General features: G+C 63.2%; 29 protein-coding genes. 16 read left to right on the forward strand and 13 right to left on the reverse strand.

All coding sequences use genetic code 11. The features are described from left to right. Nucleotides 1–31 precede the first annotated feature (31 nt). The 3 genes from arfB to LB559_RS23485 all read left to right on the forward strand — a co-directional run bounded on the left by arfB (nucleotide 32) and on the right by LB559_RS23485 (nucleotide 1,780). On the forward strand, nucleotides 32–469 hold the full coding sequence (gene arfB / locus LB559_RS23475; protein WP_109666974.1) for an alternative ribosome rescue aminoacyl-tRNA hydrolase ArfB: 438 nt from the start codon (nucleotides 32–34) through the stop codon (nucleotides 467–469). A gap of 90 nt (nucleotides 470–559) precedes the next feature. Next, nucleotides 560–1,033 carry a peptidoglycan-binding protein LysM gene (lysM, locus tag LB559_RS23480; RefSeq protein ID WP_224675090.1) on the forward strand — a complete coding sequence of 158 codons (474 nt, stop codon included), beginning with the start codon at nucleotides 560–562 and terminating at the stop codon, nucleotides 1,031–1,033. Between the two features lie 102 nt (nucleotides 1,034–1,135). After that, nucleotides 1,136–1,780 (forward strand): alpha-ketoglutarate-dependent dioxygenase AlkB family protein, encoded by a 645-nt coding sequence (locus tag LB559_RS23485; protein ID WP_224675139.1) that lies wholly within the window; start codon nucleotides 1,136–1,138, stop codon nucleotides 1,778–1,780. Here LB559_RS23485 and coaA read toward each other — a convergent pair. From coaA to hisB, 9 genes are read right to left on the reverse strand one after another with little or no spacing between them, the layout of a single operon-like run. Then, complete coding sequence (gene coaA / locus LB559_RS23490; RefSeq protein WP_013528342.1) at nucleotides 1,767–2,726, reverse strand: type I pantothenate kinase; 960 nt, start codon at nucleotides 2,724–2,726, stop codon at nucleotides 1,767–1,769. The genes LB559_RS23485 and coaA overlap by 14 nt on opposite strands. A 23-nt stretch (nucleotides 2,727–2,749) precedes the next feature. Then, nucleotides 2,750–3,073 (reverse strand): phosphoribosyl-ATP diphosphatase, encoded by a 324-nt coding sequence (locus LB559_RS23495; RefSeq protein ID WP_224675091.1) that lies wholly within the window; start codon nucleotides 3,071–3,073, stop codon nucleotides 2,750–2,752. A gap of 9 nt (nucleotides 3,074–3,082) precedes the next feature. Continuing rightward, entirely contained in the window at nucleotides 3,083–3,877 is a 795-nt protein-coding gene (gene hisF, locus LB559_RS23500; RefSeq protein WP_224675140.1) for an imidazole glycerol phosphate synthase subunit HisF, read from the reverse strand. Next, a complete protein-coding gene (locus LB559_RS23505; RefSeq protein ID WP_224675092.1) occupies nucleotides 3,874–4,710 on the reverse strand; it encodes an arginase family protein in 837 nt (278 codons plus the stop codon). The genes hisF and LB559_RS23505 overlap by 4 nt, the downstream gene beginning before the upstream one ends. Further along, nucleotides 4,707–5,450: a 1-(5-phosphoribosyl)-5-[(5-phosphoribosylamino)methylideneamino]imidazole-4-carboxamide isomerase gene (gene hisA, locus LB559_RS23510; protein WP_224675093.1), complete on the reverse strand. Its 744-nt coding sequence runs from the start codon at nucleotides 5,448–5,450 to the stop codon at nucleotides 4,707–4,709. Before hisA ends, LB559_RS23505 begins: the two co-directional genes overlap by 4 nt. A gap of 4 nt (nucleotides 5,451–5,454) precedes the next feature. Continuing rightward, nucleotides 5,455–5,745, reverse strand: coding sequence for a DUF1330 domain-containing protein (locus tag LB559_RS23515; protein ID WP_013528347.1), 291 nt, complete (start codon nucleotides 5,743–5,745; stop codon nucleotides 5,455–5,457). Nucleotides 5,746–5,750: 5 nt separating this feature from the next. Further along, on the reverse strand, nucleotides 5,751–6,401 hold the full coding sequence (gene hisH, locus LB559_RS23520; protein ID WP_224675094.1) for an imidazole glycerol phosphate synthase subunit HisH: 651 nt from the start codon (nucleotides 6,399–6,401) through the stop codon (nucleotides 5,751–5,753). Between the two features lies 1 nt (nucleotide 6,402). Continuing rightward, a complete protein-coding gene (locus LB559_RS23525; protein WP_224675095.1) occupies nucleotides 6,403–6,879 on the reverse strand; it encodes a DUF2628 domain-containing protein in 477 nt (158 codons plus the stop codon). Between the two features lie 4 nt (nucleotides 6,880–6,883). Beyond that, complete coding sequence (gene hisB, locus LB559_RS23530) at nucleotides 6,884–7,483, reverse strand: imidazoleglycerol-phosphate dehydratase HisB (protein ID WP_024502002.1); 600 nt, start codon at nucleotides 7,481–7,483, stop codon at nucleotides 6,884–6,886. 242 nt (nucleotides 7,484–7,725) lie between these two features. On the opposite strand from hisB, the gene hslV reads away from it, so the two are divergent. The 6 genes from hslV to LB559_RS23560 all read left to right on the forward strand — a co-directional run bounded on the left by hslV (nucleotide 7,726) and on the right by LB559_RS23560 (nucleotide 13,097). Next, entirely contained in the window at nucleotides 7,726–8,277 is a 552-nt protein-coding gene (gene hslV / locus LB559_RS23535) for an ATP-dependent protease subunit HslV (protein WP_013528351.1), read from the forward strand. Beyond that, on the forward strand, nucleotides 8,267–8,782 hold the full coding sequence (locus LB559_RS23540) for a GNAT family N-acetyltransferase (protein WP_224675096.1): 516 nt from the start codon (nucleotides 8,267–8,269) through the stop codon (nucleotides 8,780–8,782). The genes hslV and LB559_RS23540 overlap by 11 nt, the downstream gene beginning before the upstream one ends. Beyond that, a complete protein-coding gene (locus LB559_RS23545; protein ID WP_027161037.1) occupies nucleotides 8,779–9,939 on the forward strand; it encodes a hypothetical protein in 1,161 nt (386 codons plus the stop codon). The genes LB559_RS23540 and LB559_RS23545 overlap by 4 nt, the downstream gene beginning before the upstream one ends. A 52-nt stretch (nucleotides 9,940–9,991) precedes the next feature. Continuing rightward, on the forward strand, nucleotides 9,992–10,591 hold the full coding sequence (locus LB559_RS23550; RefSeq protein WP_013528354.1) for a DUF2585 domain-containing protein: 600 nt from the start codon (nucleotides 9,992–9,994) through the stop codon (nucleotides 10,589–10,591). Between the two features lie 4 nt (nucleotides 10,592–10,595). Continuing rightward, the gene (hslU, locus tag LB559_RS23555; RefSeq protein ID WP_024502005.1) at nucleotides 10,596–11,906 is read left to right on the forward strand and encodes an ATP-dependent protease ATPase subunit HslU; all 1,311 of its coding nucleotides are present in this window, start codon (nucleotides 10,596–10,598) and stop codon (nucleotides 11,904–11,906) included. A 231-nt stretch (nucleotides 11,907–12,137) separates the two neighbouring features. Further along, on the forward strand, nucleotides 12,138–13,097 hold the full coding sequence (locus tag LB559_RS23560) for a DUF1402 family protein (protein ID WP_064992846.1): 960 nt from the start codon (nucleotides 12,138–12,140) through the stop codon (nucleotides 13,095–13,097). 118 nt (nucleotides 13,098–13,215) lie between these two features. Here the strand turns inward: LB559_RS23560 and LB559_RS23565 are convergent, their stop codons facing one another. From LB559_RS23565 to LB559_RS23575, 3 genes are all read right to left on the reverse strand, one after another. Then, nucleotides 13,216–14,454: an NAD(P)/FAD-dependent oxidoreductase gene (locus tag LB559_RS23565; RefSeq protein ID WP_064992845.1), complete on the reverse strand. Its 1,239-nt coding sequence runs from the start codon at nucleotides 14,452–14,454 to the stop codon at nucleotides 13,216–13,218. Further along, nucleotides 14,451–14,765, reverse strand: a complete 315-nt coding sequence (locus tag LB559_RS23570) for a MocE family 2Fe-2S type ferredoxin (protein ID WP_224675097.1) — start codon at nucleotides 14,763–14,765, stop codon at nucleotides 14,451–14,453. Before LB559_RS23570 ends, LB559_RS23565 begins: the two co-directional genes overlap by 4 nt. An 88-nt stretch (nucleotides 14,766–14,853) precedes the next feature. Beyond that, nucleotides 14,854–15,945, reverse strand: coding sequence for a fatty acid desaturase family protein (locus tag LB559_RS23575; protein WP_224675098.1), 1,092 nt, complete (start codon nucleotides 15,943–15,945; stop codon nucleotides 14,854–14,856). A 170-nt stretch (nucleotides 15,946–16,115) separates the two neighbouring features. On the opposite strand from LB559_RS23575, the gene LB559_RS23580 reads away from it, so the two are divergent. The 7 genes from LB559_RS23580 to LB559_RS23610 all read left to right on the forward strand — a co-directional run bounded on the left by LB559_RS23580 (nucleotide 16,116) and on the right by LB559_RS23610 (nucleotide 23,898). Further along, complete coding sequence (locus LB559_RS23580; RefSeq protein WP_013528360.1) at nucleotides 16,116–17,147, forward strand: LacI family DNA-binding transcriptional regulator; 1,032 nt, start codon at nucleotides 16,116–16,118, stop codon at nucleotides 17,145–17,147. A gap of 300 nt (nucleotides 17,148–17,447) precedes the next feature. Beyond that, on the forward strand, nucleotides 17,448–18,389 hold the full coding sequence (locus LB559_RS23585) for a sugar ABC transporter substrate-binding protein (protein ID WP_024502009.1): 942 nt from the start codon (nucleotides 17,448–17,450) through the stop codon (nucleotides 18,387–18,389). 114 nt (nucleotides 18,390–18,503) lie between these two features. Continuing rightward, entirely contained in the window at nucleotides 18,504–19,580 is a 1,077-nt protein-coding gene (locus LB559_RS23590) for an ABC transporter permease (RefSeq protein WP_013528362.1), read from the forward strand. A gap of 2 nt (nucleotides 19,581–19,582) precedes the next feature. Beyond that, nucleotides 19,583–20,350: an ATP-binding cassette domain-containing protein gene (locus LB559_RS23595; protein WP_023810655.1), complete on the forward strand. Its 768-nt coding sequence runs from the start codon at nucleotides 19,583–19,585 to the stop codon at nucleotides 20,348–20,350. Between the two features lie 114 nt (nucleotides 20,351–20,464). Next, nucleotides 20,465–21,457: an inositol 2-dehydrogenase gene (gene iolG, locus LB559_RS23600; protein WP_224675099.1), complete on the forward strand. Its 993-nt coding sequence runs from the start codon at nucleotides 20,465–20,467 to the stop codon at nucleotides 21,455–21,457. A gap of 37 nt (nucleotides 21,458–21,494) precedes the next feature. Beyond that, nucleotides 21,495–22,289: an SDR family oxidoreductase gene (locus tag LB559_RS23605; protein ID WP_224675100.1), complete on the forward strand. Its 795-nt coding sequence runs from the start codon at nucleotides 21,495–21,497 to the stop codon at nucleotides 22,287–22,289. 517 nt (nucleotides 22,290–22,806) lie between these two features. After that, a complete protein-coding gene (locus LB559_RS23610) occupies nucleotides 22,807–23,898 on the forward strand; it encodes a 3-deoxy-7-phosphoheptulonate synthase (RefSeq protein ID WP_224675101.1) in 1,092 nt (363 codons plus the stop codon). 34 nt (nucleotides 23,899–23,932) lie between these two features. Here LB559_RS23610 and LB559_RS23615 read toward each other — a convergent pair whose 3' ends face one another. After that, nucleotides 23,933–24,568: a LysE family translocator gene (locus tag LB559_RS23615; RefSeq protein WP_024502012.1), complete on the reverse strand. Its 636-nt coding sequence runs from the start codon at nucleotides 24,566–24,568 to the stop codon at nucleotides 23,933–23,935. Nucleotides 24,569–24,594: the final 26 nt, after the last annotated feature.

The raw sequence follows: 24,594 nt of genomic DNA on the forward strand, positions 1-24,594 counted from the left end.
CTTTTTTGATCCGCCGCGCCATGACTGCGGCATGGCGAGCGACGACAACATCATCATATCGGGCGATGCCGTGATCTACCCGGGCGACCTGCACGAGGATTTCATCCGCTCGTCGGGCCCCGGCGGCCAGAACGTCAACAAGGTGGCGACGGCGGTGCAGCTGCGCTTCGACGCGGCCAACGCAACGGGTCTGTCGGAGCGCGTGCGCGAGCGGACGATCAAGCTTGCCGGCCAGCGTGCCACCAAGGACGGTGTCATCGTCATCGAGGCAGGCCGCTTCCGCACCCAGGAACAGAACCGGGCGGATGCGCGGGCACGGCTGACGGCATTGGTCGCCAAGGCCGCCGAACCGCCGCCGCCGCCGCGCAAGAAGACGCGGCCGTCGAAAGGCGCCGTGGAGCGGCGGCTGAAGAGCAAGGCCGGACGCGGCACGATCAAGAAACTGCGCGGCCGGGTGGAGAACGATTAAGCACCGCGAAGCTGCAACGCGCGGGTGGCTTCCAATTCTGGGTTGCAGATGGCAAGCTGCGATCACCCACCACAGCAATGGAGACCAACGATGGGCATGTTCGATTTCGTCAAGAGCGTCGGCAAGAAACTGGGCATCGGCGGTGACGACGAAGCTGCACCCTCGGCCGACACACTCAAGAAGGAGCTCGATTCGCACAAGCTCGGCACCGATGGCGTCGAGGTCGTCGTCAAGGGCGATACGGCGGTGCTGAAGGGTGTGGTCAAGGACCAGTCGATCTTCGAGAAGGCGGTCATCGCCGTCGGCAACACGCTCGGCGTCTCCAAGGTGCAGGCGGACGAATTGCAGGTCGCGCCAGCACCTGGCACGGCCGCCGCCCCCGCCAAGGAGCCCACCTTTTACACCGTGAAGAAGGGCGACAACCTCTGGAAGATCGCCGAGAAAAGCTACGGCAAGGGCCAAGGCGTCAAGAACACGGTCATATTCGAGGCCAACAAGCCGATGCTGACCCATCCCGACAAGATCTATCCGGGCCAGGTGCTGCGCATCCCCGACCTCGCCTGATCGGCGACTGCCAATTCAACAAGAGCGGCGGCTTTCGGGTCGCCGTTTTCTTTTGGTCGTGGCATTTTACGGTTCCGAACCATTCAAGAGGTGACCGAACCCGTGCTCGTCCTGCCCAAAGGCGTCCGCCACATGCCGGCCTATCTGTCACGCACCGTGCAGGAAGAGCTGGTCGAGGAGGTGAGAAGCATCGTCCAGCAGGCGCCGCTGTACGTGCCGGCCATGCCGCGCACCGGCAAGGAGATGAGCGTGCGCATGACCAATTGCGGCCCGCTCGGCTGGGTCACCGACAAGGAACAGGGCTACCGCTACCAGCCGACGCACCCGGTGACCGGAGCGCCATGGCCGCCAATTCCGGATGCGCTGCTCGACCTGTGGCGCGAGGTCTCGGGCTATCCGCACCCGCCGGAAGCATGCCTCATCAATTTCTACACGGCGGATGCGAAGATGGGCCTGCATCAGGATCGCGACGAGACCGATTTTTCGGCGCCGGTCGTCTCCGTCTCGCTCGGCGACGATTGCCTGTTCAGGGTCGGACAAGCGACACGCAAAGGGGCGACGCGCGAAGGCGGCACAAAATCGTTCAGGCTGCAAAGCGGTGACGTCGTGGTGCTCGGCGGCGAGGGGCGGCTGTGCTTTCACGGCGTCGATCGGATCTATCCCTCGACCTCGGCGCTGCTGAAAAACGGCGGGCGGATCAATCTGACATTGCGACGGGTGACGAAGCCGGCCGTCACAGCTTCCTGAGCGCCACTTCCTCGATCAGGTGATCGGCGCCCTTGCGCAGGATCAAGTCGGCGCGGGCCCGCGTCGGCAGGATGTTCTCGCGCAGATTCTTCAAATTGATGTTGGTCCACAGGCCTTCCGCGATGGCGCGCGCCGAACCCTCCGACAGCTGCGAGTAGCGGTGAAAGAAGGAGTCCGGATTGCGGAAGGCGGTCTCACGCAGCCGCATGAAGCGGGAAATGTACCAGTTGTGGATCAGCTTCTCGTCGGCATCGATGTAGATGGCGAAGTCGAAGAAGTCCGACAGAAAAGGCACGATCTTGCCGTCCTGCGGCAGCTTGCCGGGCTGCAGGACATTGATGCCTTCGAAGATCAATATGTCGGGCCGGTCGATGGTGACGAACTCGCCGGGAATGACGTCATAGGTCAGGTGCGAATAGACCGGCGCGCGGACATCGGGCAGCGCCGACTTGATGCCCGACAGGAAGCGCAGCAGCGCGCCGACATCGTAGCTGTCGGGAAAACCCTTGCGCTCCATCAGGTTCTCGCGCCGCAGGACCTCGTTGGGCAGCAGGAAGCCGTCGGTGGTGATGAGATCGACCTTGGGGCTCGACGGCCAGCGCGCCAAAAGCTCCTTCAACACGCGCGCGGTGGTCGATTTGCCGACCGCGACGGAACCGGCGATGCCGATGATGAAGGGCGTCTTGACCACGTCGACCGCGTTGAAGAAGGCCTGGCGTTGCCGAAACAGCAGTTGGCTCGCTTCGACATGCGCAGACAACAGCCGCGACAGCGAGAGATAGATGCGCGTGACCTCTTCGAGATCGACCGGGTCGTTGAGCGAACGCAGGCGGCGGAATTCGTCCGCGCTCAGCGTCAGCGGCGTGTCGGCGCGGAATTGCGACCATTGCTCGGCGGAGAAGAAACGAAAGGGGGAATATTTCTCGGTTGGCGCGAGCTGATCCATCGAGATACCTGCCCTCCTCGCGGTCAGCCCTTGGGCCGTGACGCCTTCTCGGCGATGCCCGAACGCCCGGTGCGGCCTTCGAGCTCCCTAAGCACGTCGCTCAGCGGAACCCCGGAGAGGCCGAGAACGACGAGCCAATGATATATAAGATCGGCACTTTCCGAAACGAGGGCCTGTTTGTCGCCCTTGACGGCGGCAATCACCGTCTCGACCGCCTCCTCGCCGAGCTTCTGCGCCGCCTTGTCGATGCCGCGCGCGAACAGTTTTGCCGTCCACGAGTCCGGGTCGCCGGAATGGGCGCGTTCCCCGACGATTTTTTCCAGCTCTGACAGCGAAAACTCGGTCATGGCCGCCGTTTAGAGCCGATTATTCACAGAGTCCAGTCGCATCGGCAGCCCTGCGGCGGCCATATGCGCCTTGGCCTGCGCTATCGTGTAGGTACCGAAATGGAAGATGGACGCCGCCAGCACCGCACCGGCATGGCCGTCGCGAATGCCTTCGACCATGTGGTCGAGCGTGCCGACGCCGCCGGAAGCGATGACCGGCGCCCGCACAGCATCGGCAATCGCGCGGGTCAGCGCGATGTCGTAGCCGGCCTTGGTGCCGTCACGATCCATCGACGTCAGCAGGATCTCGCCAGCGCCGCGATCGACCATCAGCTGAGCAAACTCGACCGCATCAATGCCAGTCTTCTCGCGCCCGCCATGGGTGAAGATTTCCCAACGGTCCTCCTCGCCGGCCATCGATACCTTCTTGGCGTCGATGGCGACGACGATGCACTGGTTGCCGAACTTGTCGGCCGCCTCGGCGACGAAATCCGGATTCTTCACCGCCGCCGTGTTGATCGACACCTTATCGGCTCCGGCCAGCAGCAGCTTCCTGATGTCGGCGACCTGGCGCACGCCGCCGCCGACGGTCAGCGGCATGAAACATTGTTCGGCGGTGCGTGCGATGACGTCGAAGATGGTCTCGCGATTGTCCGACGACGCCGTAATGTCGAGGAAGCAGAGCTCGTCGGCGCCAGCCGCGTCATAGGCCTTGGCCGCCTCGACCGGATCGCCGGCGTCGACGAGATCGACGAAGTTGACGCCCTTGACGACGCGACCGTTCTTGACGTCGAGGCAGGGAATGACACGGGCTTTCAGCATCAGCGGCCCTCTATCGTGGCGATGAGATCGTTGAGCAACTGGCCGACCAGCGGCGGAACATCGGCCTGCGCGTCGAAGGCCGGATCGTAGGCGGAGACGGTGATGCCGACGACCGGCACCGCCAGCGCCATGGCGCAAGTGGCGTCGCGCAGCTGTTCCGGGCTCGGGCCGCCCGAAGTGATATAGCGGTTGGCCTGCAGCTCCCGGGGATCGTGCACGTCCATGTCGAGATGCATGTGCACGCGTCTGGCGCCGGCGATCTTCAGTCTTTCGGTCGCCTGGGCCACCCCGGCGCATTCCGTCCGCACGATCGGCAATGTCTCGAGAAGCTGTTTTTCCGCCGGATCGAGATCGCGCGCGTTGACGAGCACGCAGCGTGACGGATCGATCGGCTTGAAGCCGGGAATGACTGATGCCATCGGCCGCCAGCATAGACCAAGCACGGTCGCCAGCGCCATGCCGTCGAGAAAGCCGTAGACGGATGTCTCGGGCGTGTTGAGGTCGCCATGCTGGTCGGCCCAGATGATCGCATCGGCGTCCTCGCCGGCAACCGCGCCGGCACTGGTCAGGCAGTTTCCGGCAAGGACGATGGGAAACCGACCGGCGTCACGGGCAAGGCGAACCTCGCTCGCAACCGCGTTGCAGACGGCAAAGCCGGTGGCGATTTCACGCTCCTGGATGTCTCCGACCCTGCCGATGTCTTCCACCGTAACGTCATGGCCGGCCATGGTCAGGGCGTCTACGAGCCCGCCTGATATCAGCGCGTCCGGACCCTGGCCCATGCCGCCATGGTAATGGCCGCTGTCATAGGAGGCCAGAATGATGGAGATTTTCACGGCCGCGTCTCCGCCCTGCCCTGCAGGATCGCCAGGGCCTCGGCCGGATCGATGCGGCCGTCATAGAGCGCGCGCCCGGAGATCGCGCCTTCGAGCTTTTGTGCGTCGGGCATGGTCATGCGCACGATGTCGGCGATCGAGGCGAGGCCGCCGGAAGCGATGACCGGGATCGAGACGGCATCGGCGAGGTCGATGGTGGCGTCCCAGTTGATGCCGGTCAAAACGCCGTCGCGGTCGATATCGGTGTAGATGATCGCGGCGACGCCGGCGCCCTCGAATTTCCTCGCCAGTTCGATGACGCCGAGGCTCGACGCCTCGGCCCAGCCCTCGACGGCGACCTTGCCGCCCTTGGCGTCGATACCGACCGCCACCTTGCCCGGGAATGCCTTGCAGGCCTGCTTGACCAGATCGGGATCGCGCACCGCCACCGTGCCCAGGATGACGCGGGCCAACCCGCGATCGAGCCAGTCCTCGATCTGCGCCAGCGTGCGGATGCCGCCGCCGAGCTGCACAGGGTTCTTCGTCGCCTTGAGGATGGCGCCGACCGCCGCGCTGTTGACGCTCTGGCCCTGGAAAGCGCCGTTGAGGTCGACGACATGCAGCCATTCGAAGCCCTGTTGCTCGAAGGCCCGCGCCTGCGCTGCAGGATCATCGTTGTAGATGGTCGCGGTGGCCATGTCGCCATGCCTGAGGCGCACGCACTGGCCGTCCTTGAGATCGATGGCGGGGAAAAGGATCATCCGTTCAGGCGCCTTCCACAATGGCGAAATGCGATGTCGAATAGAGACGTCGGAACTTCAGCGCCGCCTGGTATTCGGGCGAATGGAAGCAGGCGAGTGCGACCGCGTAGCTCTCGAACTCGATGATGACATGGCGATTGCCCGACGACCCTTCCGGGCTCGACGACTGACCGCCGCGGGTCAGGAATTTTGCGCCATATTTGTCGAAAGCCGCTTTGTTGGCGGCAATGTATAGCGGGTAGTTTTCCGGATCGGTCACCTCGACCATCGCCATCCAGTAGCCCTTCTTGCTCATGGTTTTCAGGGCCTCCAGCGCAGGAAATTGGTGATCAGCGCCAGGCCCAGCGCCTGGCTCTTTTCCGGGTGGAACTGCGTGCCGACGAGATTGTCGCGGGCGACGGCCGCCGTCACCGGGCCGCCATAATCGGCGACCGCCAGGACTTCGTCCGCCTTGCCCGCATCGAGATGGTAGGAGTGGACGAAATAGGCGTGCAGCCCGCTTGCGCCAGTCGGTATGCCGGCAAACAGCGGATGCTGACGCTTGAGTTCGATCGTGTTCCAGCCGATCTGCGGGATCTTCAGCGCCGGATCGGAAGGCATGATCTCCTTGACGTCGCCCGATATCCAGCCGAAGCCCTCGGTAATCGTCTTTTCGAGGCCGCGCTGCGACATCAGCTGCATGCCGACGCAGATGCCGAGGAAAGGCCGGGCCTTGACGATCGCAACCTCCTCAACGGCTTCCCACATGCCTTCGACGGCCTGCAAGCCGGCCGCGCAGTCGGCATAGGCGCCGACGCCGGGCAGGACGATGCGATCGGCCGTGCGCACCCGCTCGGCATCCGCGGTCAGGTCGATATCGGCCGATATGCCGGCTTCGCGCGCGGCGCGCTCGAAAGCCTTGGTGGCCGAGCGCAAATTGCCCGAACCGTAGTCGATGATCGCAACCCGCATGTCAGCTTCTTCCCGGTATGTGGGTCAGCCCCAGCGCAATGCCCGGCTGCGCTGGCCGCGCGAAGGCAGCATCGGGGACCATGCGCGGCGCCGGCACAACCTCATCGGCAAGCGCTTCCGCCTCCAGCGCATAGCGTGTGTCGGCATCGTCGAGCCAACCGGCTTCGACCGTGCCCCACTCGTGCCAACCACGCCGGCGAAGTGCCGCGATGCGCAGGCCTTGCCCTTCCAGGCCGACATAGAGCGAAACCAGCAACGACAGCAGCGACCCGGCCAGACCAAGGCCGAGCTTCTGGCCCAGCATCGAAAGCAGGCCCATGACGACGAAGGCAAGTGCTGCTTCGATCCACAGCCGATGCCAGGCGAACCATAGCGGCGGCACCAGGAGGCCCAGCCAGGTGAAGCCATCGCGGACAAAGGCCGTCGCATCAGCCTTTTCGCTGCGGCCTGGCGGTTCCATCACGACGTAGGTGGCCATGGCCTTATCCCTTCAACGATCCCTTGGTGGAGGGAACCGCATCCGGCTGGCGCGGATCGCGTTCGAGAGCAGCGCGCAGCGCGCGCGCCACCGCCTTGAAGCAGGTCTCGGCGATGTGATGGTTGTTGGCGCCATAGTGGTTGGTGACATGCAGCGTAATGCCGGCATTCTGCGCCAGCGCCTGGAAGAACTCGCGCACCAGTTCGGTGTCGAAGGTGCCGATCTTCGGCGACGAGAACGAAACGTTCCAGACCAGGAAGGGACGGCCGGAGACGTCGATCGCCGCGCGCGTCAGCGTCTCGTCCATGGCAAGGTCGATCGAGGCATAGCGCATGATGCCGCGCCGCTCGCCGAGCGCCTTGGTCAAGGCCTGGCCGAGCGCGATGCCGGTGTCCTCGACCGTGTGGTGATCGTCGATGTGCAGGTCGCCCTTGGCCCTGACCGTCATGTCGATCAGGGAATGGCGCGACAGCTGGTCCAGCATATGATCGAAGAAGCCGACGCCCGTAGCGATATCCGACTTGCCGGAACCGTCGACATGGATCGACACGGAGATGTCGGTTTCCTTGGTCTTACGGCTCGCTTCGGCGGAACGGGGCGGCATCACTCTATCCTTGTCCAGAGGTTCACATCGTGACCGGCTCAGAGGCTTCAAGCGCTCGCAGGCTTGAAAACGAAAGCCTTCTAGCAGCATGATCCGGCGATTGCCAGTTGCCTCTGGCAGCGGTATCGGCCTTGCCAGAGAGCGATTTGCAATCACCGGCCCCATGCATACATATGGCCGATCAAAGTTACTCGTACCGCGCCAATCGCCTTATCGGGATGGCGCTGCTCGGAGCCCAAGAAATGTCCAATGAACTGACCATGCACGCCACGACCATCGTGACGGTGCGCAAGGGCAACAAGGTGGTGATCGCCGGCGACGGCCAGGTCAGCCTTGGCCAGACCATCATGAAGGGCAACGCCAAGAAGGTGCGCCGCATCGGCAAGGGCGGCAATGTGATTGCCGGTTTCGCCGGCGCCACCGCCGACGCCTTCACGCTTTTGGAGCGGCTCGAGGCCAAGCTCGAACAATATCCCGACCAGCTGACGCGCGCCTGCGTCGAGCTCGCCAAGGACTGGCGCACCGACCGCTATCTGCGCCGGCTGGAAGCGATGATGCTGGTGGCAGACAAGTCAGTCTCGCTGGCGCTGACCGGCACCGGCGACGTGCTCGAACCCGAATTCGGCGTCATGGCCATCGGTTCGGGCGGCAATTACGCGCTGGCCGCGGCCCGCGCGCTGATGGACAGCGACAAGGATGCCGAGGAGATCGCCCGCAAGGCGATGCAGATCGCATCCGACATCTGCGTCTACACCAACAACAATTTCGTCGTCGAAACGCTCGATGCCGCCTGAAGAGGTGGTGACCTATGATTTTCGGCCGGTGACGGAGAAAGACCTGCCGATGATCGCCGGCTGGCTTGCCCAGCCGCATGTTGCAGAGTGGTGGGACGATCCGGAGACGGAAATCGCCGGGATTCGCGAGCATATCGACTCGATTTCCGTCGAGCCGCTGATCGTCGAGCTCGACGGCAAGCCGATCGCCTATCTGCAGAGCTACGACCCGCATCTGGAAGACGACCACCCCTACGCCGACCAGCCGTTCGGCACGCTCGGCATCGACGTGTCGATCGGCGTGCCGGAGCTGGTCGGGCGTGGCCATGGCTCGGCGATCGTGCGCCAATTTGTCGAACAGCTTTTCGAGGAAGGTGTTCCGCGCGTCATCATCGACCCGGATCCCGCCAATGTCAGGGCGATCCGCGCCTACGAAAAGGCCGGCTTTGTTGCCTTTGACACCAGAACATCGGAGTACGGGCCAGCCCTGTTGATGGCGCGCGACGCGATGCAGGAGCCCAATTGATCAGCGCCGAAACCCTCGACAAGGCAGTCGCGAAAGGTTTGATCTCGCAGACCTTGCGCGATCAGTTGGAGGCCATGGAACGCGCGGTCGCTCTCGCCCCCGAGGCCAGGCGCGCCGATGACGAGGGTGACGAGGAAAACCTGCGGCTGGTCGGCGGCGGCAACGATCTGTTCGTCACCGTGGGAACCGTTCTGCTCAGCGCCGGCTTCTTCTTTGTCCTCACCACCTTGCTTCCAGGCCAGACATTCTGGATCGCCGGCATCCTCGCGGTTTTCGCCTGGGGGCTCGCCGAAATCGTCACGCGTCAGCACCGGATGAAGCTATCGTCGTCCGTGCTTGCCCTGATTTTCATGGCCGCCATTCTGGCCGCTCTGGCGCTGCAAGTGGAGGCCAGCTTCGGCATACGCAAGCCGGAAACCATCTGGCAGCTATTGGCGTTGCGCCAGACGGCGTCCCGGGCCGGATATCTGTTCCTGGGCGGAGGAATAATCGCGGCGGCGATCTATTTCTGGCGCTTTCGCGTCCCCATCATTGCCGGGACCATCGCCATCGCCTTCACACTGCTTGCCTTCCTGCAAACGGCGATAATCCTGTATGACAGTGTGACAACCGGCGCGATTGCGCCGCCGCGCCTCGAGGACGTTCCCGAATTGCTTCGCGCGGCCCTTTACATGCCGCTGATCTGCGGCCTGATCGTGTTCGCAACGGGTGTCGCTTTTGACATTTACGACAGGGATCGACGCAAGATCTGGTCCGATTGCGCTTTCTGGCTGCATGTCGTCTCGGCGCCGATGCTGGTGCATCCGCTCTTTATCATGGCAACCGGCCAAAACGTCGTATTCGGACATATCGCGCCGGATGCCAATGCAACCATCATGCTGACGATTCTGATCCTTGGCTTCCTCTATGTCGCGCTGGCCATAGACCGCCGTTCGCTTCTGGTTCCTACATTGGCTTACTTCGGCTCGCTGGGCATCTATTATCTGGTGAATTCCGCCTCCGATTCGACGGGCATCCCGCCTTTTGCCTTGATCCTGGTCGTTGTTGGCGCGCTGATTATCCTGTTCGGGGCCGGCTGGCAGCGTATCCGGCGGATTGTGGTCAACCCCACCTTGCCGGCGGCCGTGATCCGCCGGCTACCGCCGCTGAAGGCGTGACAGGACTTTGTGATGGTCGAGACGGCGACGCGAAACGAGGGGGAATGAACCGATGACGACACCGGCCACGGAAAACAGCTATTCGGCCTACGAAGACAGCTGGCGGATGGGGCTTCTGCTGGTGCTTGCCCTGGTCATCTTCCAGGCCGGGGCGCTCTACGGCATGGGGCGGACGCCGATCTGCACCTGCGGCTACGTCAAGCTCTGGCATGGCGTGGTGAACAGTTCGGAGAATTCCCAGCACATTTCGGACTGGTACACGTTCTCGCACATCATCCACGGCTTCCTGTTCTATGCGCTGGCGCGGTTCCTGTTCCCGCGTTCGCCGATCGGCCTGAGGCTGGCGTTCGCCGTCTTCATCGAGGGCGGCTGGGAGCTGCTGGAAAACAGCCCGTTCATCATCGACCGCTACCGCGCCGGCACCATTTCGCTCGATTACTATGGCGACAGCATCATCAATTCGGTGTCGGACACACTGGCCATGGTGCTGGGATTTGTGATGGCGCGAAGGCTACCTATATGGGTGATCGTCAGCCTCGCCATCATCTTCGAACTCGGCACCGGCTACCTCATCCGGGACAATCTGACACTCAACGTGATCATGCTGCTGCATCCGTTCGAGGCCATCAAGCAGTGGCAAAGTGGAATTTAGTGATATGAGCACATTTTCTCCCCGCGAAATCGTTTCGGAACTCGACCGCTTCATCATCGGCCAGAAGGACGCCAAGCGCGCCGTGGCCATTGCCTTGCGCAACCGCTGGCGCCGCCAGCAGCTGGAAGGCCAGATGCGCGAAGAGGTGATGCCCAAGAACATCCTGATGATCGGGCCGACCGGCGTCGGCAAGACGGAAATCTCGCGCCGCCTGGCGCGGCTGGCCGGTGCGCCCTTCGTCAAGGTCGAGGCGACCAAGTTCACCGAAGTCGGCTATGTCGGCCGCGATGTCGAGCAGATCATCCGCGACCTGGTCGAGATCGCCATCGGCCTGGTGCGCGAGAAGATGCGTGAGGACGTCAAGGCGCGCGCCCACGTCAACGCCGAGGAACGTGTGCTGGAAGCACTGGTCGGCAAGACGGCGAGCCCGGCCACCCGCGACAGTTTCCGCAAGAAGCTGCGCGACGGCGAGCTCGACGACAAGGAAATCGAGGTTGAGGTTGCCGACACCGGCAGCGGCGGCATGCCCGGATTTGAAATCCCCGGCATGCCGGGCGCCAATATCGGCGTGCTGAACATCAACGACATGCTGTCGAAGGCGATGGGCGGCAAGAAAACCAAGATGCGCAAGACGACGGTGAAGGAGTCCTACGACCTGCTGGTCAATGACGAGTCCGACAAGCTGCTTGATCAGGACGAGGTGGTGCGCCGGGCGCTCGATGCCGCGGAAAACGACGGCATCGTCTTCCTCGACGAGATCGACAAGATCGCGGCGAGATCGGACATTTCCGGCGGGCCCTCGCGCGAAGGCGTGCAGCGCGACCTGCTGCCGCTGGTCGAAGGCACCACGGTGGCGACCAAATACGGACCGTTGAAGACGGATCACATCCTGTTCATCGCCTCCGGCGCCTTCCACGTCTCGAAGCCGTCCGACCTGTTGCCGGAATTGCAGGGCCGCCTGCCGATCCGCGTCGAACTGCGGGCGCTGGAGAAGGACGATTTCGTGCGCATCCTGACCGAGACCGAGGCCAGCCTGATCAAGCAGTATATCGCTCTGATGAAGACCGAGGGCGTCGAGTTGACCTTCACCGAAGACGCCATCGATTCGCTCGCCGGCATCGCCGTCGATCTCAACGCCAGCGTCGAGAACATAGGCGCCAGGCGCCTGCAGACGGTGATGGAGCGGGTGCTGGACGAAATCTCCTACGATGCGCCCGACCGCAACGGAACGAGCGTCACTATCGACGCCGCCTATGTCGAAAAGCATGTCGGCGATCTGTCCAGGAATACCGACCTGTCGCGGTTCATCCTTTAAACGACGGCGCCGAAACGTTCCGGCGCCGGTCCAGGCAACATTTTCCGGCAAGCAAAATCATGTGTGGCCAGATGGTACCATCTGGCCACCTTTCGTCCTGCCGGGTGAAGGGGCGCTCTCGACTCGACCAGGAGCTTTACCTAGTTTGCGCGGCAATTCTCGATCTCTTGGTTGACGCAATTCCGGAAAACCGTTTCACACTTTTCCTGGAATTGCTTGGGCGGCGGGTGCATGAAAAAACTGATCCTGGTCATTCTCGGCTTGACGCTGGCGGCGACGCTGTTCGCCGCCGAGGCAGCGACATTGGTGCCGCCGGGAAATCGCAATGCCGTGCAGCCCGACATTCCCGGCGCCTCCAGCCGGCGCACGCAGGCGACCAACACCAGCTTCCAGGCGAAGTACCGCAAGGTCTATGCCCTGCTGCAGAACGACGCCGATTTGCGCGGCAAGATCAGGAAGGCGGCGGCCGCCTACGGCATCGATCCCCTGCACATCGTCGGCGCCATCGTCGGCGAGCACACCTACAATGTCGATGCTTATGACCGGCTGCAGACCTACTATGTCAAGGCGATCTCCTATCTCTCCAGCAAGCTGTCCTTCGCCTATGACGGCGAGGACATCACCGATTTCGTCCAGCGGCCGGAATTCAAGAAATGCGCGGGGATGTCCGACAGCTACGATCTGTGGGAATGCCGCGAACAGGTGTGGAACCGTTCGTTTCGCGGCAAGTCGGTCGGCGGGACGAGCTTTCCCGACGACCGCTTCGGCGCCACCTTCTTCCAGCCTTATTATGCCGGCCAGACCTTCGGCCTCGGCCAGCTCAATCCGCTGACCGCCCTGCAGATGAGCGATCTGGTGCACAAGGTTTCGGGCCTGCCCAAGCTCGACGTCGGCGATCCCAATTCGGTCTACAAGACCATCATGGATCCCGACCTGACGCTGCCCTACGTCGCCGCGACGATCAGGAAATCGATCGATGCCTATAAAAGCATTGCCGGCTTCGACATTTCGGGCAATCCCGGGCTGACCGCCACGCTCTACAATGTCGGCAATCCGGAGCAGCGCGCTTATGCCCTGAAGGCGGAGAACGACAGGCGCCGCGCCGCCGGTGAGCCCGAAAAGCTGCCGGAAGAGAATTATTATGGTTGGCTGGTGAACGACAAACTGCCGGAGCTGAAGGCGCTGTTTTAGGGCTGGGGTTCAGAGCCTTTACCTCCCCCTTGTAGGGCAGGTCGGACCGAAGGTTAGGGGCGGTGCCGCACTCCCATCCCGCAGCTGCGCAGCGACCCCAAAAAGGGGGAGCGTAGGCTCAGGCCGCCAACAACGACTTCAGCTTCACGTCCTGTGATCCCAGCGCTTCCGGCGCCGGCTTGGCGCGCTTGGCGATCAGCATTTCGGCCAGCCTGATGTCGCGGGCGACCGCGTTGCCGGGGCCGATGCCGCTGGCCGCGACCAGCCTGCCGTCTTCAGCCAAATGGAAGAGGATGAAGGCGCCGTCGCCGAGATCGCGGCGCACGGTGTTTTTGCCCTCGTCGGAGAGCCCGGCGATCTGCAGGGACAGACCATATTGATCCGACCAGAACCACGGCACCGCCGCATGCGCCTCGCCGGCGCCGAGCATGTTCCTGGCCGCCAGCGCGCCCTGTTCCTGGGCGTTGCGCCAGGCTTCCAGCCGCACCCGGCGGCCGCCATAGACGGCGAGCGGAAACGAGCAGCAATCGCCGGCGGCAAAGATGTCGGGATCGCTGCTGCGCAGCTCGGCATCGACTGCAATGCCATTGTCGATCGTGAGCCCCGCTTCGGCCGCAAGCCAGGTCACCGGCACGGCGCCGATGCCGATGATCGCGAGGTCGGCTGATATCTCCCGGCCGCCGGCAAGTGTGACGCGCACCTCGTTGCCATCGTCGGCGATGGACGCGATGCCGTCGCCGCACAGGATGTCGACGCCCTCGGCGACATGCGCCTCATGGATGATTTCCGCGATCTCCGCCGGCACGCCGCGCATCAGGATGCGAGGCTGCGCCTCGATGACGGTGACCGCGGCACCGAGCTTGCGGGCCGCGGCGGCGAGTTCGAGGCCGATAAAGCCGCCGCCAATGATGGCGATACGGTTGCCGGGGGTGAGATGCGCGCGAATGGCGAGCGCATCAGCGAAGGTTCTGAGATAGACGCAGCGCGGGCCCAGGCCCGGCATCGGCAGCTTGCGCGGCGTCGAACCGGTTGCCAGCAGGAGCTTGTCGTAAGGCAGGACCGATCCGTCCGACAGGCGCACAGTATGCGCCGCGCGATCGATCGCGACGGCCTGGACGGAATGGACATGCCGGATCGATTTCTCGGCCAGAATTGCGTCGCTGGCGATCGCCTTGATCTCGGGCGCATCGCTGGCCATCGCCTCCTTGGACAGAGGCGGGCGCTCATAGGGCAGATGCGGCTCGTCGCCGACCAGCGTCACCGGCCCCTGATAATCGAGGTCGCGCAGCGCCAATGCCGCCCGCCCGCCGCATTCGCCGGCGCCGATGATGAGCATCCCCCCCGCCATGTCAGTCATCCGATCTGGATCAGGACTTTGCCGGCATCGACCTTGACCGGATAGGTCTTGAGATTGATGCAGACCGGGGCGCCGCGGGCGTCACCCGTCTTGTAGTTGAAGCGCCCATTGTGCTTGGGGCATTCGATGATGTCATCCATCACCAGCCCGTCGGCCAGGTGCACCTTTTCATGCGTGCAAAGGCCGTCGGTGGCGAAGAACTCGTCGTCGGGGCTGCGATAGATGGCGAAGGTGCGGCCGCCATGGTCGAAGCGCATCACATCCTCCTTGTCTATGTCGCCGGTGGCGCAGGCCTCGACCCAGTCGCTCATTCAAGTCCTCCCAAAAGCAAAAAAGTGCGCAGCGGTTTTCCGTCCGGAATTGCGTTAAATAAACAGTCTGGATCGGATGGAAGCACGATCATTCCGCCGCGGCGGCGATAGTGTCGTTGTGGAATTCCTCGCGATATGGCCGTGCGGTCGGCGGCAGCTCGCGCTTGAGGAAATAGTCCTCGTTGCGCAGCTGGCGCAGGAAGACCGGGATCATCTCGCGGTAGCCGGCCAGGATCGACGGTGTCGGTTCCGGCAGATCGTGCTTGATCAGTTCGTGCAGCCTCGGCAGCGCATGATAGGGCACCATCGGAAACATGTGATGCTCGACATGGTAGTTCATGTTCCAGTAGATGAACCGGCTGATCGGGTTCATGTAGACGGTGCGGCTGTTGAGCCTGTGGTCGGTGACATTGTCGGCCAGGCCGCCATGCTGCAGCAGCCCGACCATGACATGGTGCCAGGCGCCGTAGAGCCTGGGCAGGCCGACCAGCATCAGCGGCAGGAACGAACCGGTGTAGAGCGCCAGCCCGACGGTGGCGGCATAGATCGCCGTCCAGATGCGGGCGACGCGGATCGCCTTGGGCTGTTCCTGTTCTGGAATGAAGGTCTTTTCGGCGGCGCTGACGGTGCCGGCGGCGTTGCGCAGCATATCGCTCATCGCATGCCAGGCGTCGAGCACGCCGACGAAGCCCAGCATGGCGCGAACCAGATCCGGCGGCCGCATCACCGAGATTTCCGGGTCGCGGCCGACGATGACGGTGTCGGTGTGGTGGCGCGTGTGGCTCCAGCGCCAGGTCACCGGATTGCGCATGATCATGAAGCAGGCGATCTGATAGACCGCATCGTTCATCCATTGCGTGCGGAAGGCGGTGCCGTGACCGCATTCGTGCCAGCGTGAATCCGTCGAGGAGCCGTAGAGCACGCCATAGACGAAGAAGAACGGCACGCACCACCATGTGCCCCAGAGCCAGGCGCCGCCGGCGCCGCTGACGATCAGGGCGGCGAACCAGATCGCCGTATCGCGGATCGCCGGCCCGTCGGAGCGCTGCATCAGCTCCTTCATCTGCTTGCGCTGTATGTCGGTGTGATACCACTCGGCCGCCGACAGGCCGGTCTCGACGGCGAGCTTGGCGTCGCGGCCGATCAGGCTGTAGTCACGCCGGGACGGCGCAGTGGACATGATTGCCTCCCTCGGCAAAGGCATCCGCCAGAGCGAATGCCATGAAATCCCTTGGCTTCGGGCGTCAAAGTAACGCCGACTAATGATAGACTCAACATCATAAAGATAGTTTCTATCATTTCCCATCAGGATGATGTACGAAGGGCTCGAGCAAACCCGACGAGGCAAGCATGGTGAAGCGGCCGACAATATCCGATCTGGCGCGCATCTCGGGCGTCAGTGTCGCCACCGTCGACCGCGTGCTGAACAACCGGCTGCCGGTGCGCGAAGAGACAGCGCGCCGCGTCTACGAGACCGCTACCGACATCGGCTACCACGCCGCCGGCCTTATCAAGCAGCGCATGCGCCAGGAGTTGCCGGAGTACCGCCTGGGCTTCCTGCTGCTGCGGGGCAACGATGCCTTCTACGGTGACTTCGCGCGGGAACTCGAACTGGCCATCTCGCAATCGCAGCGCTTCCGCGGCGTTGCGAGCATCGATTTCGCCAGCTCCCTGGCTCCCGACGAGATCGCCTTGCAGATGCGCAGGCTGGCGGCGAAATCGAGGGCCATCGCCGTTGTCGGTCCGGACCATCCGACCCTGACAGCGGTCGTGGAAACCTTGAAGGCGAGAGGACAGCCGGTCTTTTCGGTGCTGTCCGACTTTGCCGCCGGCATCCGGGAGGGCTATATCGGCCTCGACAACCGCAAGGTCGGGCGCACCGCCGCATGGATGATCTCCAAGGCAGCCAAGCGGCCCGGCAAGGTCGCCCTCTTCGTCGGCAGCCACCGCTTCCACGGCCATGAGCTGCGCGAGATCGGCTTTCGCTCCTTCTTCCGCGAGCATGCGCCGGAGTTCAGCGTGCTTGAAACGCTGGTCAATCTGGAAGCCAACCAGGTGACCCATGACGCGATGATCGATCTTCTGGCGCGCTATCCGGATCTTGCCGGCTGCTACGTCGCCGGCGGTGGCATGGAAGGCGCGGTCTCGGCGCTGCGGGCAGCGAAGCCCGCGACCATGCCGGTGGTCGTCTGCAACGAGATCAACGCAGAGTCGCGCGCGGCGCTCGCCGACAACATCCTCACCATGGTGATCTCGACCCCGCTCGCCGCTTTATGCCGTGAGCTCGTCGACCTGATGGCGCATGCCATCGAAACCGGCGCCGCCAACGCTCCGGGCCAGACCTTTCTGCCCTTCGACATCTATCTGCCGGAAAACATCTAGCCAGCCGCCGCGCAAGGCGCCGAGGCAAATGATAGAATCCATCAGAGCGATGCGTAAATCGGCCCGCAGGCCGCGGAATCGCCCTTGACGCCCCGATGTGAAATGGAATAAATATTTCATCATCTGTATATTTTGGTTCTTTCGTTCCGGAATATCTGTTTCAAACAGAGGGTTTGACGTTCCAGCCAACGGCAAGCGTCACCCGGAATAGAAATGACATCAGGGAGAGATTCCCCGGGGAGATCGGGGATTCCGGATAAATCGGTGAAACCGGACACCAATATGTGGAGGAGAAACACAATGAAGAAATTGATTTTAGGCGTCGCCTTCGCGGCGCTGATGAGTTCATCCGCCCTGGCCGCCAAGGTTGGCGTGTCGATGGCCAAGTTCGACGACAACTTCCTGACCGTGCTGCGCAACGGCATGATCGAGCAGGCCAAGGGCATGAGCGGCGTCGAGCTGCAGGTCGAGGACGCGCAGAACGACGTTGCCAAGCAGCTTGACCAGATCAAGAACTTCGCCGCTTCGGGCGTCGACGCCATCATCGTCAACCCGGTCGACACTTCGGCCACGCAGGCGATGTCGGATGCCGCCGCCGCAGCCAAGATCCCGCTGGTCTATGTCAACCGCGAGCCGGTCAATGTCGACACGCTGCCCGACAACCAGGCCTTCGTCGCCTCGAACGAAGCCGATTCCGGCACGCTCGAGACCAAGGAAGTCTGCCGCCTGTTCAAGGAAGCCGGCAAGAAGGAAGCCAATGTCTATGTGATCATGGGCGAGCTTTCCAACCAGGCCGCCGTGCAGCGCACCAAGGACATCGACGATGTGATCGCGACGCCGGATTGCAGCTTCATCAAGATCATCGACAAGCAGACGTCGAACTGGAACCGCGACGAGGCGCAGAACCTGATGACCAACTGGCTTTCGACCGGCAAGCCGTTCGATGGCGTCATCGCCAACAATGACGAAAGCGCCATCGGCGCCATCCAGGCGATGAAGGCCGGCAACATCGACATGAAGGCGGTTGTCGTCGGCGGCGTCGATGCCACCCAGGACGCGCTGGCGGCCATGCAGGCGGGCGACCTCGACGTAACTGTGTTCCAGGACGCGGCCGGCCAGGGCGCCGGCGCTCTCGATGCGGCGCTCAAGCTCTCCAAGGGCGAGAAGGTCGAGCACAAGGTCTACGTGCCCTTCCAGCTGGTGACGCCAGCCAACATCGACAAGTTCCTGAAGAAGAACTGAGCCGCCAGCGGTTCGATACGGAGCGGCGCTCTCGATCAAGACAGCGCCGCTCCCCTCTCTCCCTCAGCGCCGGCACGGCGCGAGGGCGACCGCGGCTGATGGAGGACAGAATACGTGGCACAGACATCTCATGGCGTCGGCGGCGTCGGTTATGATGCGAAGAAGCGCACATGGCCGGCCGAGTTCAATGTTTTCCTGGCCCTGGTCATTCTCGTCGTCATCTTCGAACTGATCGGCCGCATCTTTCTCGGCGACAGCTTCCTGTTCAACACACGCAGCGATGTCGGCGGCATCTTCAACGAAGCGCGCCTGCAGATCATCATCCTGCAGGTGTCGATCGTCGGCATCATCGCCATCGGCGTGACACAGGTCATCATCACCGGCGGCATCGACCTGTCCTCGGGCTCGATCGTCGGCGCGACCGCCATGATCGCCATGAGCTTCGCCCAGGTGGCGACGGTCAACGGCAACCCCAATCCCAAGGCGATGTTCCTGGCGCAGGGCTGGACCGACCTGCCTGTCATCGTGCCGCTGCTGGTGGCGATCGCCTGCGGCCTCTTCGCCGGCCTGGTCAATGGCGCGCTGATCGCCTACACGCGCATTCCGCCGTTCATCGCCACGCTCGGCATGATGGTGACCGCGCGCGGTATCGCCAAATGGTGGTCCAAGGGCCAGCCGATCTCGTTTCCCACCGAGAGTTTCGCCAGCATCGGCAAAGGCCTGATGCCGGTCGTCATCTTCCTGTCGCTGGCCATCCTGTTCCAGCTGATCATGACCTATACGAGGTACGGCAAGCACTGTTACGCGATCGGCTCCAACGAGGACGCCGCGCGCATGTCCGGCATCAAGATCGCCAACCACAAGATCCTGGTCTACGTCATCGCCGGCATTCTCGCCGCGCTCGCCGCCGTGGTGCTGAGCTCCAAGAACCTGACCGCGCAGTCCGGCATGGGCGTGATGTACGAACTCGACGCCATCGCCATGGCGGTCATCGGCGGGGTCTCGCTGTCGGGCGGCCGCGGCTCGATCATCGGCACGGTGATCGGCTCGCTGATCTTCGGCGTCATCATCTCCGGCTTCACCTTCCTGCGCCTCGACGCCTACTACCAGGAGATGGTCAAGGGCGTGATCATCGTCGGTGCGGTGGTTCTCGACCAGTGGCGCCAACGCCTGCGGGCAATGAGGGCATGACCATGTCAGACATCGTCCTGAAGACCGAAAACCTGACCAAGCGCTATGGCGGCGTGCATGCGCTGGAAGGCGCGAATTTCGAGCTGCGCAAGGGCGAGCATGTCGCCATCATGGGCGACAACGGCGCCGGCAAATCGACCTTCGTGCGCCAGATCACCGGCGTCGAGCAGCGCACCAGCGGCCAGATCTGGTTCGACGGCAAGGAAGTGAACTTTGCCGGGCCGATCGAGGCCCGCACGGCGGGCATCGAGACCGTGTTCCAGAATCTGGCGCTGGCCGACGATCTCGACGTGCCGTCGAACCTGTTCCTCGGCCGCGAGAAGGTTTTGTTCAACCTCGGCCCGTTCTCGATCCTCGACCGCAAATACATGCGCAAGGCAACCGAGGCGGCGCTGGTCCGCACGGCGGTGAAGATCCCCAATCTGTCCAACACCATCCGCCACATGTCAGGCGGTCAGCGCCAGTGCGTGGCGATCGCCCGGACCGCGACCTTCGCCTCCAAGCTGATCATCATGGACGAGCCTACCGCCGCCCTTGGCGTGCAGGAGACCGCCCAGGTCGAAAACATCGTGCGTACGCTGAAGGACAATGGCGAGCCGCTGATCCTGATCAGCCACAATATGCGCCAGGTGTTCGATCTCTGCGACCGTATCGTCGTGTTCCGGCGCGGCCGCATCGTCGCCAATCTGCGCAAGGAGAACACCGACGGAAACGATATCGTCTCCTACATCACCGGCGCCAAGACCGGGGAGGCGGAACTCGCGGCCTAAACAGGATGGTCATCCTGTTTTCTGGCGCGCTCGAAAAATAGCCTTGCCACCTTTCCCCAAAAGGAAGGTGCGGGACACAACTCTCTCTAACCCATCCCCCCAGAGGAAATACCCATGACCGTTCGCTTCGCTCTCCTCGGTGCCGGCCGCATCGGCAAGGTCCACGCCCGTGCCGTCGGCTCCAATCCGCAGGCCAAACTGGTTGCGGTTGCCGATGCGTTCGAGAAGGCGGCCACCGAACTGGCCAGCGCCTATGGCGCCGAGGTGCGCAGCATCGAGGACATCGAGAAAGCCGGAGATATCGACGCCGTCATCATCTGCACGCCGACCGACACCCATGCCGATCTGATCGAGCGCTTCGCCAAGGCCGGCAAGGCGATCTTCTGCGAGAAGCCGATCGACCTCGACGTCAAGCGCGTCGAGAAATGCCTGGCCGTGGTCGAGAAGACCAAGGCGACGCTGATGGTCGGCTTCAACAGGCGCTTCGATCCGCACTTCGCCGCCGTGCGCAAGGCGATCGACGACGGCGCCATCGGCACCGTCGAGATGGTCACCATCACCTCGCGCGATCCCGGCGCGCCGCCGATCGACTACATCAAGCGTTCTGGCGGCATTTTTCGCGACATGACCATCCATGATTTCGACATGGCGCGCTTCCTGCTCGGCGAAGAGGTCGTGGCGGTCAGCGCCCATGCCTCGGTGCTGGTCGACAAGAAGATTGGTGATGCCGGCGATTTCGATAGCGTCAGTGTCATCCTCGAAACCGCTTCCGGCAAGCAGGCCGTCATCTCCAACTCGCGCCGCGCCACCTATGGCTACGACCAGCGCATCGAGGTGCACGGCTCGAAAGGCATGGTCGCGGCCGAGAACCAGCGCCCGGTGTCGATCGAGCTGGCCAACGAGAAGGGCTATACCCGCCCGCCGCTGCACGACTTCTTCATGACCCGCTATCTCGACGCCTATGCCAATGAGATCGCTGCTTTCATCGCCGCAGCGACATTAGGCAAGAAGGCCGCGCCGAGCGGCGCGGACGGACTGGTGGCGCTGAAACTGGCCGACGCAGCGCTGAAATCAGCGACGACCGGCAAGACCGTCCGTCTCGACTAGTAAGAGAACCCTAAGGAAAAACCACAGGAGCAGAGCGATGAGCGCATCAGCCGATCGCAATTCACAGACACGCGCCATCGTCACCGGCGGCGCGCAAGGCATTGGCTTTGCCGTCGCCGAGGCCTTGGCCGATGAGGGCTGCCGGGCACTGGCGCTCGTCGGCCGCTCGCAGGAGAAGGGCGACAAGGCTGTCGCCCATTTCAAGAAAGCCGGCGTCGATGCCATTTTCATCAGCGCCGATGTGTCAAAAGTGGCGGACTGCAAGCGCGCGGTCGCCACCGCGATCTCGCATTTCGGCACCGTCAACGCGCTGGTCAACGCCGCCGCCACTTCGGCGCGCGGTTCGCTGGTCGAAACCTCCGAAGAGTTGTTCGATACGATTTTCGATACCAATGTGCGCGGCCCGTTCTTCCTGATGCAGGGCGTGGTGGCGCATCTCCTTGAGAAGAAGGCACCCGGCTCGATCGTCAACGTGCTGTCGATGTCGGCGCATACCGGCCAGTCGTTCCTGACGCCCTATTCGACCAGCAAGGGCGCGCTGATGACGCTGACCAAGAACGTCGCCAACGCCTACCGCTTCAACCGCATCCGCTGCAACGCCGTGCTGCCCGGCTGGATGGACACCGAGGGCGAGGACATCGTCCAGAAGAAGTGGCACGACGCGCCGGACGACTGGCTGGCGAAGGCCGAAGCGACGCAGCCGATGGGCCAGTTGGTCAAGCCGGACCAGCTTGCCCGTCTGATCAGCTACATGGTCAGCCCGCAGTCCGGTGTCATGACCGGATCGCTGGTCGACTACGATCAAAGCATTGCGGGGGCGTCACCGGAGTAACGCCGGCGAGTCTCAAACGCCCATCACTTCGTCATCCACGGGCGGAGCACGGAGCGAAGCGACGCAGCGCAGACCCGAGGATCCATGCCGCGACTTCTGAGCGTTGCTGCGGTGCGGAATTCTGCTCCGCTGCACCATTCGGCCAAAGTCACGGAATGGATCCCAGGGTCTCCGCGACGGAGCTTCGCTCCTGCTCCGCCCAGGGATGACGAAGTTTGGGTGCTTCGGCCATCCCGAATTGTCTCCGCATCAGGGCACGTGACAAGTGCCTCCGCATCGACTATATGAGCCTCATGATCAACCTGACCGCCACATATTGGTACTTTAGGAGCTCGCTGGCGGCGGGAGGATTGCGCTCGATCTGAAGATTGCAGCAACAAGATCCGAACAGCCGCCATACCTGGCGGCTTTTTTGTTTTCAGCCGGCAGGTTCCCTCTAAATCAAAGAGGAGCATGATGTCGTCCGAAAACCGCTTCACACTTTTCGGCATCATGCTCTCGACAGGAGCAGAAAGCCGTGTTGACCACCACAGACGACCTCCGGGTCAAGGAAATCCGAGAACTGAGCACACCGGACGAGGTGATGCGGGAGATACCGCGCACTTTGACGGCGACGCGCACCGTCAGCGCATCGCGCAACGCAACCCATGCCATCTTGAACGGGACCGACGACCGGCTGCTCGTCATCGCCGGCCCGTGTTCGATCCACGACCCGGTCGCGGCCGTCGACTACGCCAGCCGTCTGGCGGCGCTGCGCGAGAGCCTGTCGGACCGGCTGGAGATCGTGATGCGGGTCTATTTCGAAAAGCCGCGCACGACGGTCGGCTGGAAGGGCCTGATCAACGATCCCGACCTCGACGGCAGCTTCAACATCGACAAGGGGCTGCGGATGGCACGCAATGTGCTGTCGGCCGTCAACAATCTCGGCCTGCCGGCTGCGACCGAATTCCTCGACATGACCACCCCGCAATACATTGCCGACCTCGTGGCCTGGGGCGCGATCGGCGCGCGCACGACCGAGAGCCAGATCCACCGCGAACTGGCCTCGGGCCTCTCCTGCCCGGTCGGCTTCAAGAACGGCACCGACGGCAATCTGCGCATAGCCGCCGAGGCGGTGAAATCCGCCGCGCAGCCGCATCATTTCATGGCGGTGACCAAGGGCGGGCGCAGCGGCATCGCCACGACCACGGGCAATGAGGACTGCCACGTTATCCTGCGCGGCGGCGTTCAGCCCAACTATGACGCGGCGAGCGTCGAAACCGCCGCTGTGGAACTCGCCCGCATCGGCATTGCGCCCCGTCTGATGATTGATGTCAGCCACGCCAACTCGGCCAAGAAGCCCGAGAACCAGCCCAAGGTGGCGGCAGATGTCGCCGGCCAGGTCGCGGCAGGCGACGAGCGCATCATCGGCCTGATGATCGAGAGCAATCTCGTCGCCGGCCGGCAGGACGTGGTGCCGGGCAAGCCGCTGGTCTATGGCCAGAGCATCACCGATGGCTGCATCGACTGGGCGACCACCGAGACGGTGCTGCACGGCCTTGCCGGCGCCGTCGAGTGGCGCCGCTCGGCACGCCGCGCCATGATCGACAACCGGCAGGGAGCTGCCTGACAGGGCATAGGGAAGTGGGCGGCGGTGACCGGGATTACGCCGCCCTTAATCCTTCCCATGCCGTGAACACCGACACGGCAAAGAGCAGCAGTCCGGCCGCCCGGCCGGCAAAAATGGTCGCCCGCGGATTGGCGATCAGAAGGTTGCGGCTGCGGCCGGCCGTGATAGCCAGCCCGCCATAGATCGCAGCCTGCGTCACCACGGTCAGCAGCCCCATGACCGTCGCCTGCATCCAGATCGGACCGTAGTCCGGTTTCAGGAACTGCGGGTATACGGCAAGCACGAACAGGTATGCCTTCGGGTTGATCAGGCAGGTCACAAACCCCTGGCGAAACGCCTTCCACGCGGAACGGCTGCCGGCAGGCCCCTCCTGGCCGACAGTGATGGAACTGCGCATCAGCGTGATACCGATGAAGGCCATGTAGGCGGCGCCGGCAAGCAGAAGGGGCTTGAACAGGATCGGCACGAAATGCATCAGCAGGCCGACGCCAATGGCGCCGTTCAGCGTATGCACCATGCCGCCGACCATGATGCCGCCGGTCGCGGCGAGACCCCTGTCGCGCCCGCCGGTCAGTGCATTGGCAAGCACGAAGAGCATGTCCATGCCCGGAACGGCGATGATGCCGAACAGCAGGATAAAGAAAAGCCAGAGATTTTCCGCATAGCCCATGTCAGTTGCCTGCCGCCTCGCTCCGC

This window comes from Mesorhizobium sp. BR1-1-3 (assembly GCF_020165455.1).
In the GTDB taxonomy this organism is placed as follows: Bacteria; Pseudomonadota; Alphaproteobacteria; order Rhizobiales; family Rhizobiaceae; genus Mesorhizobium; species Mesorhizobium ciceri.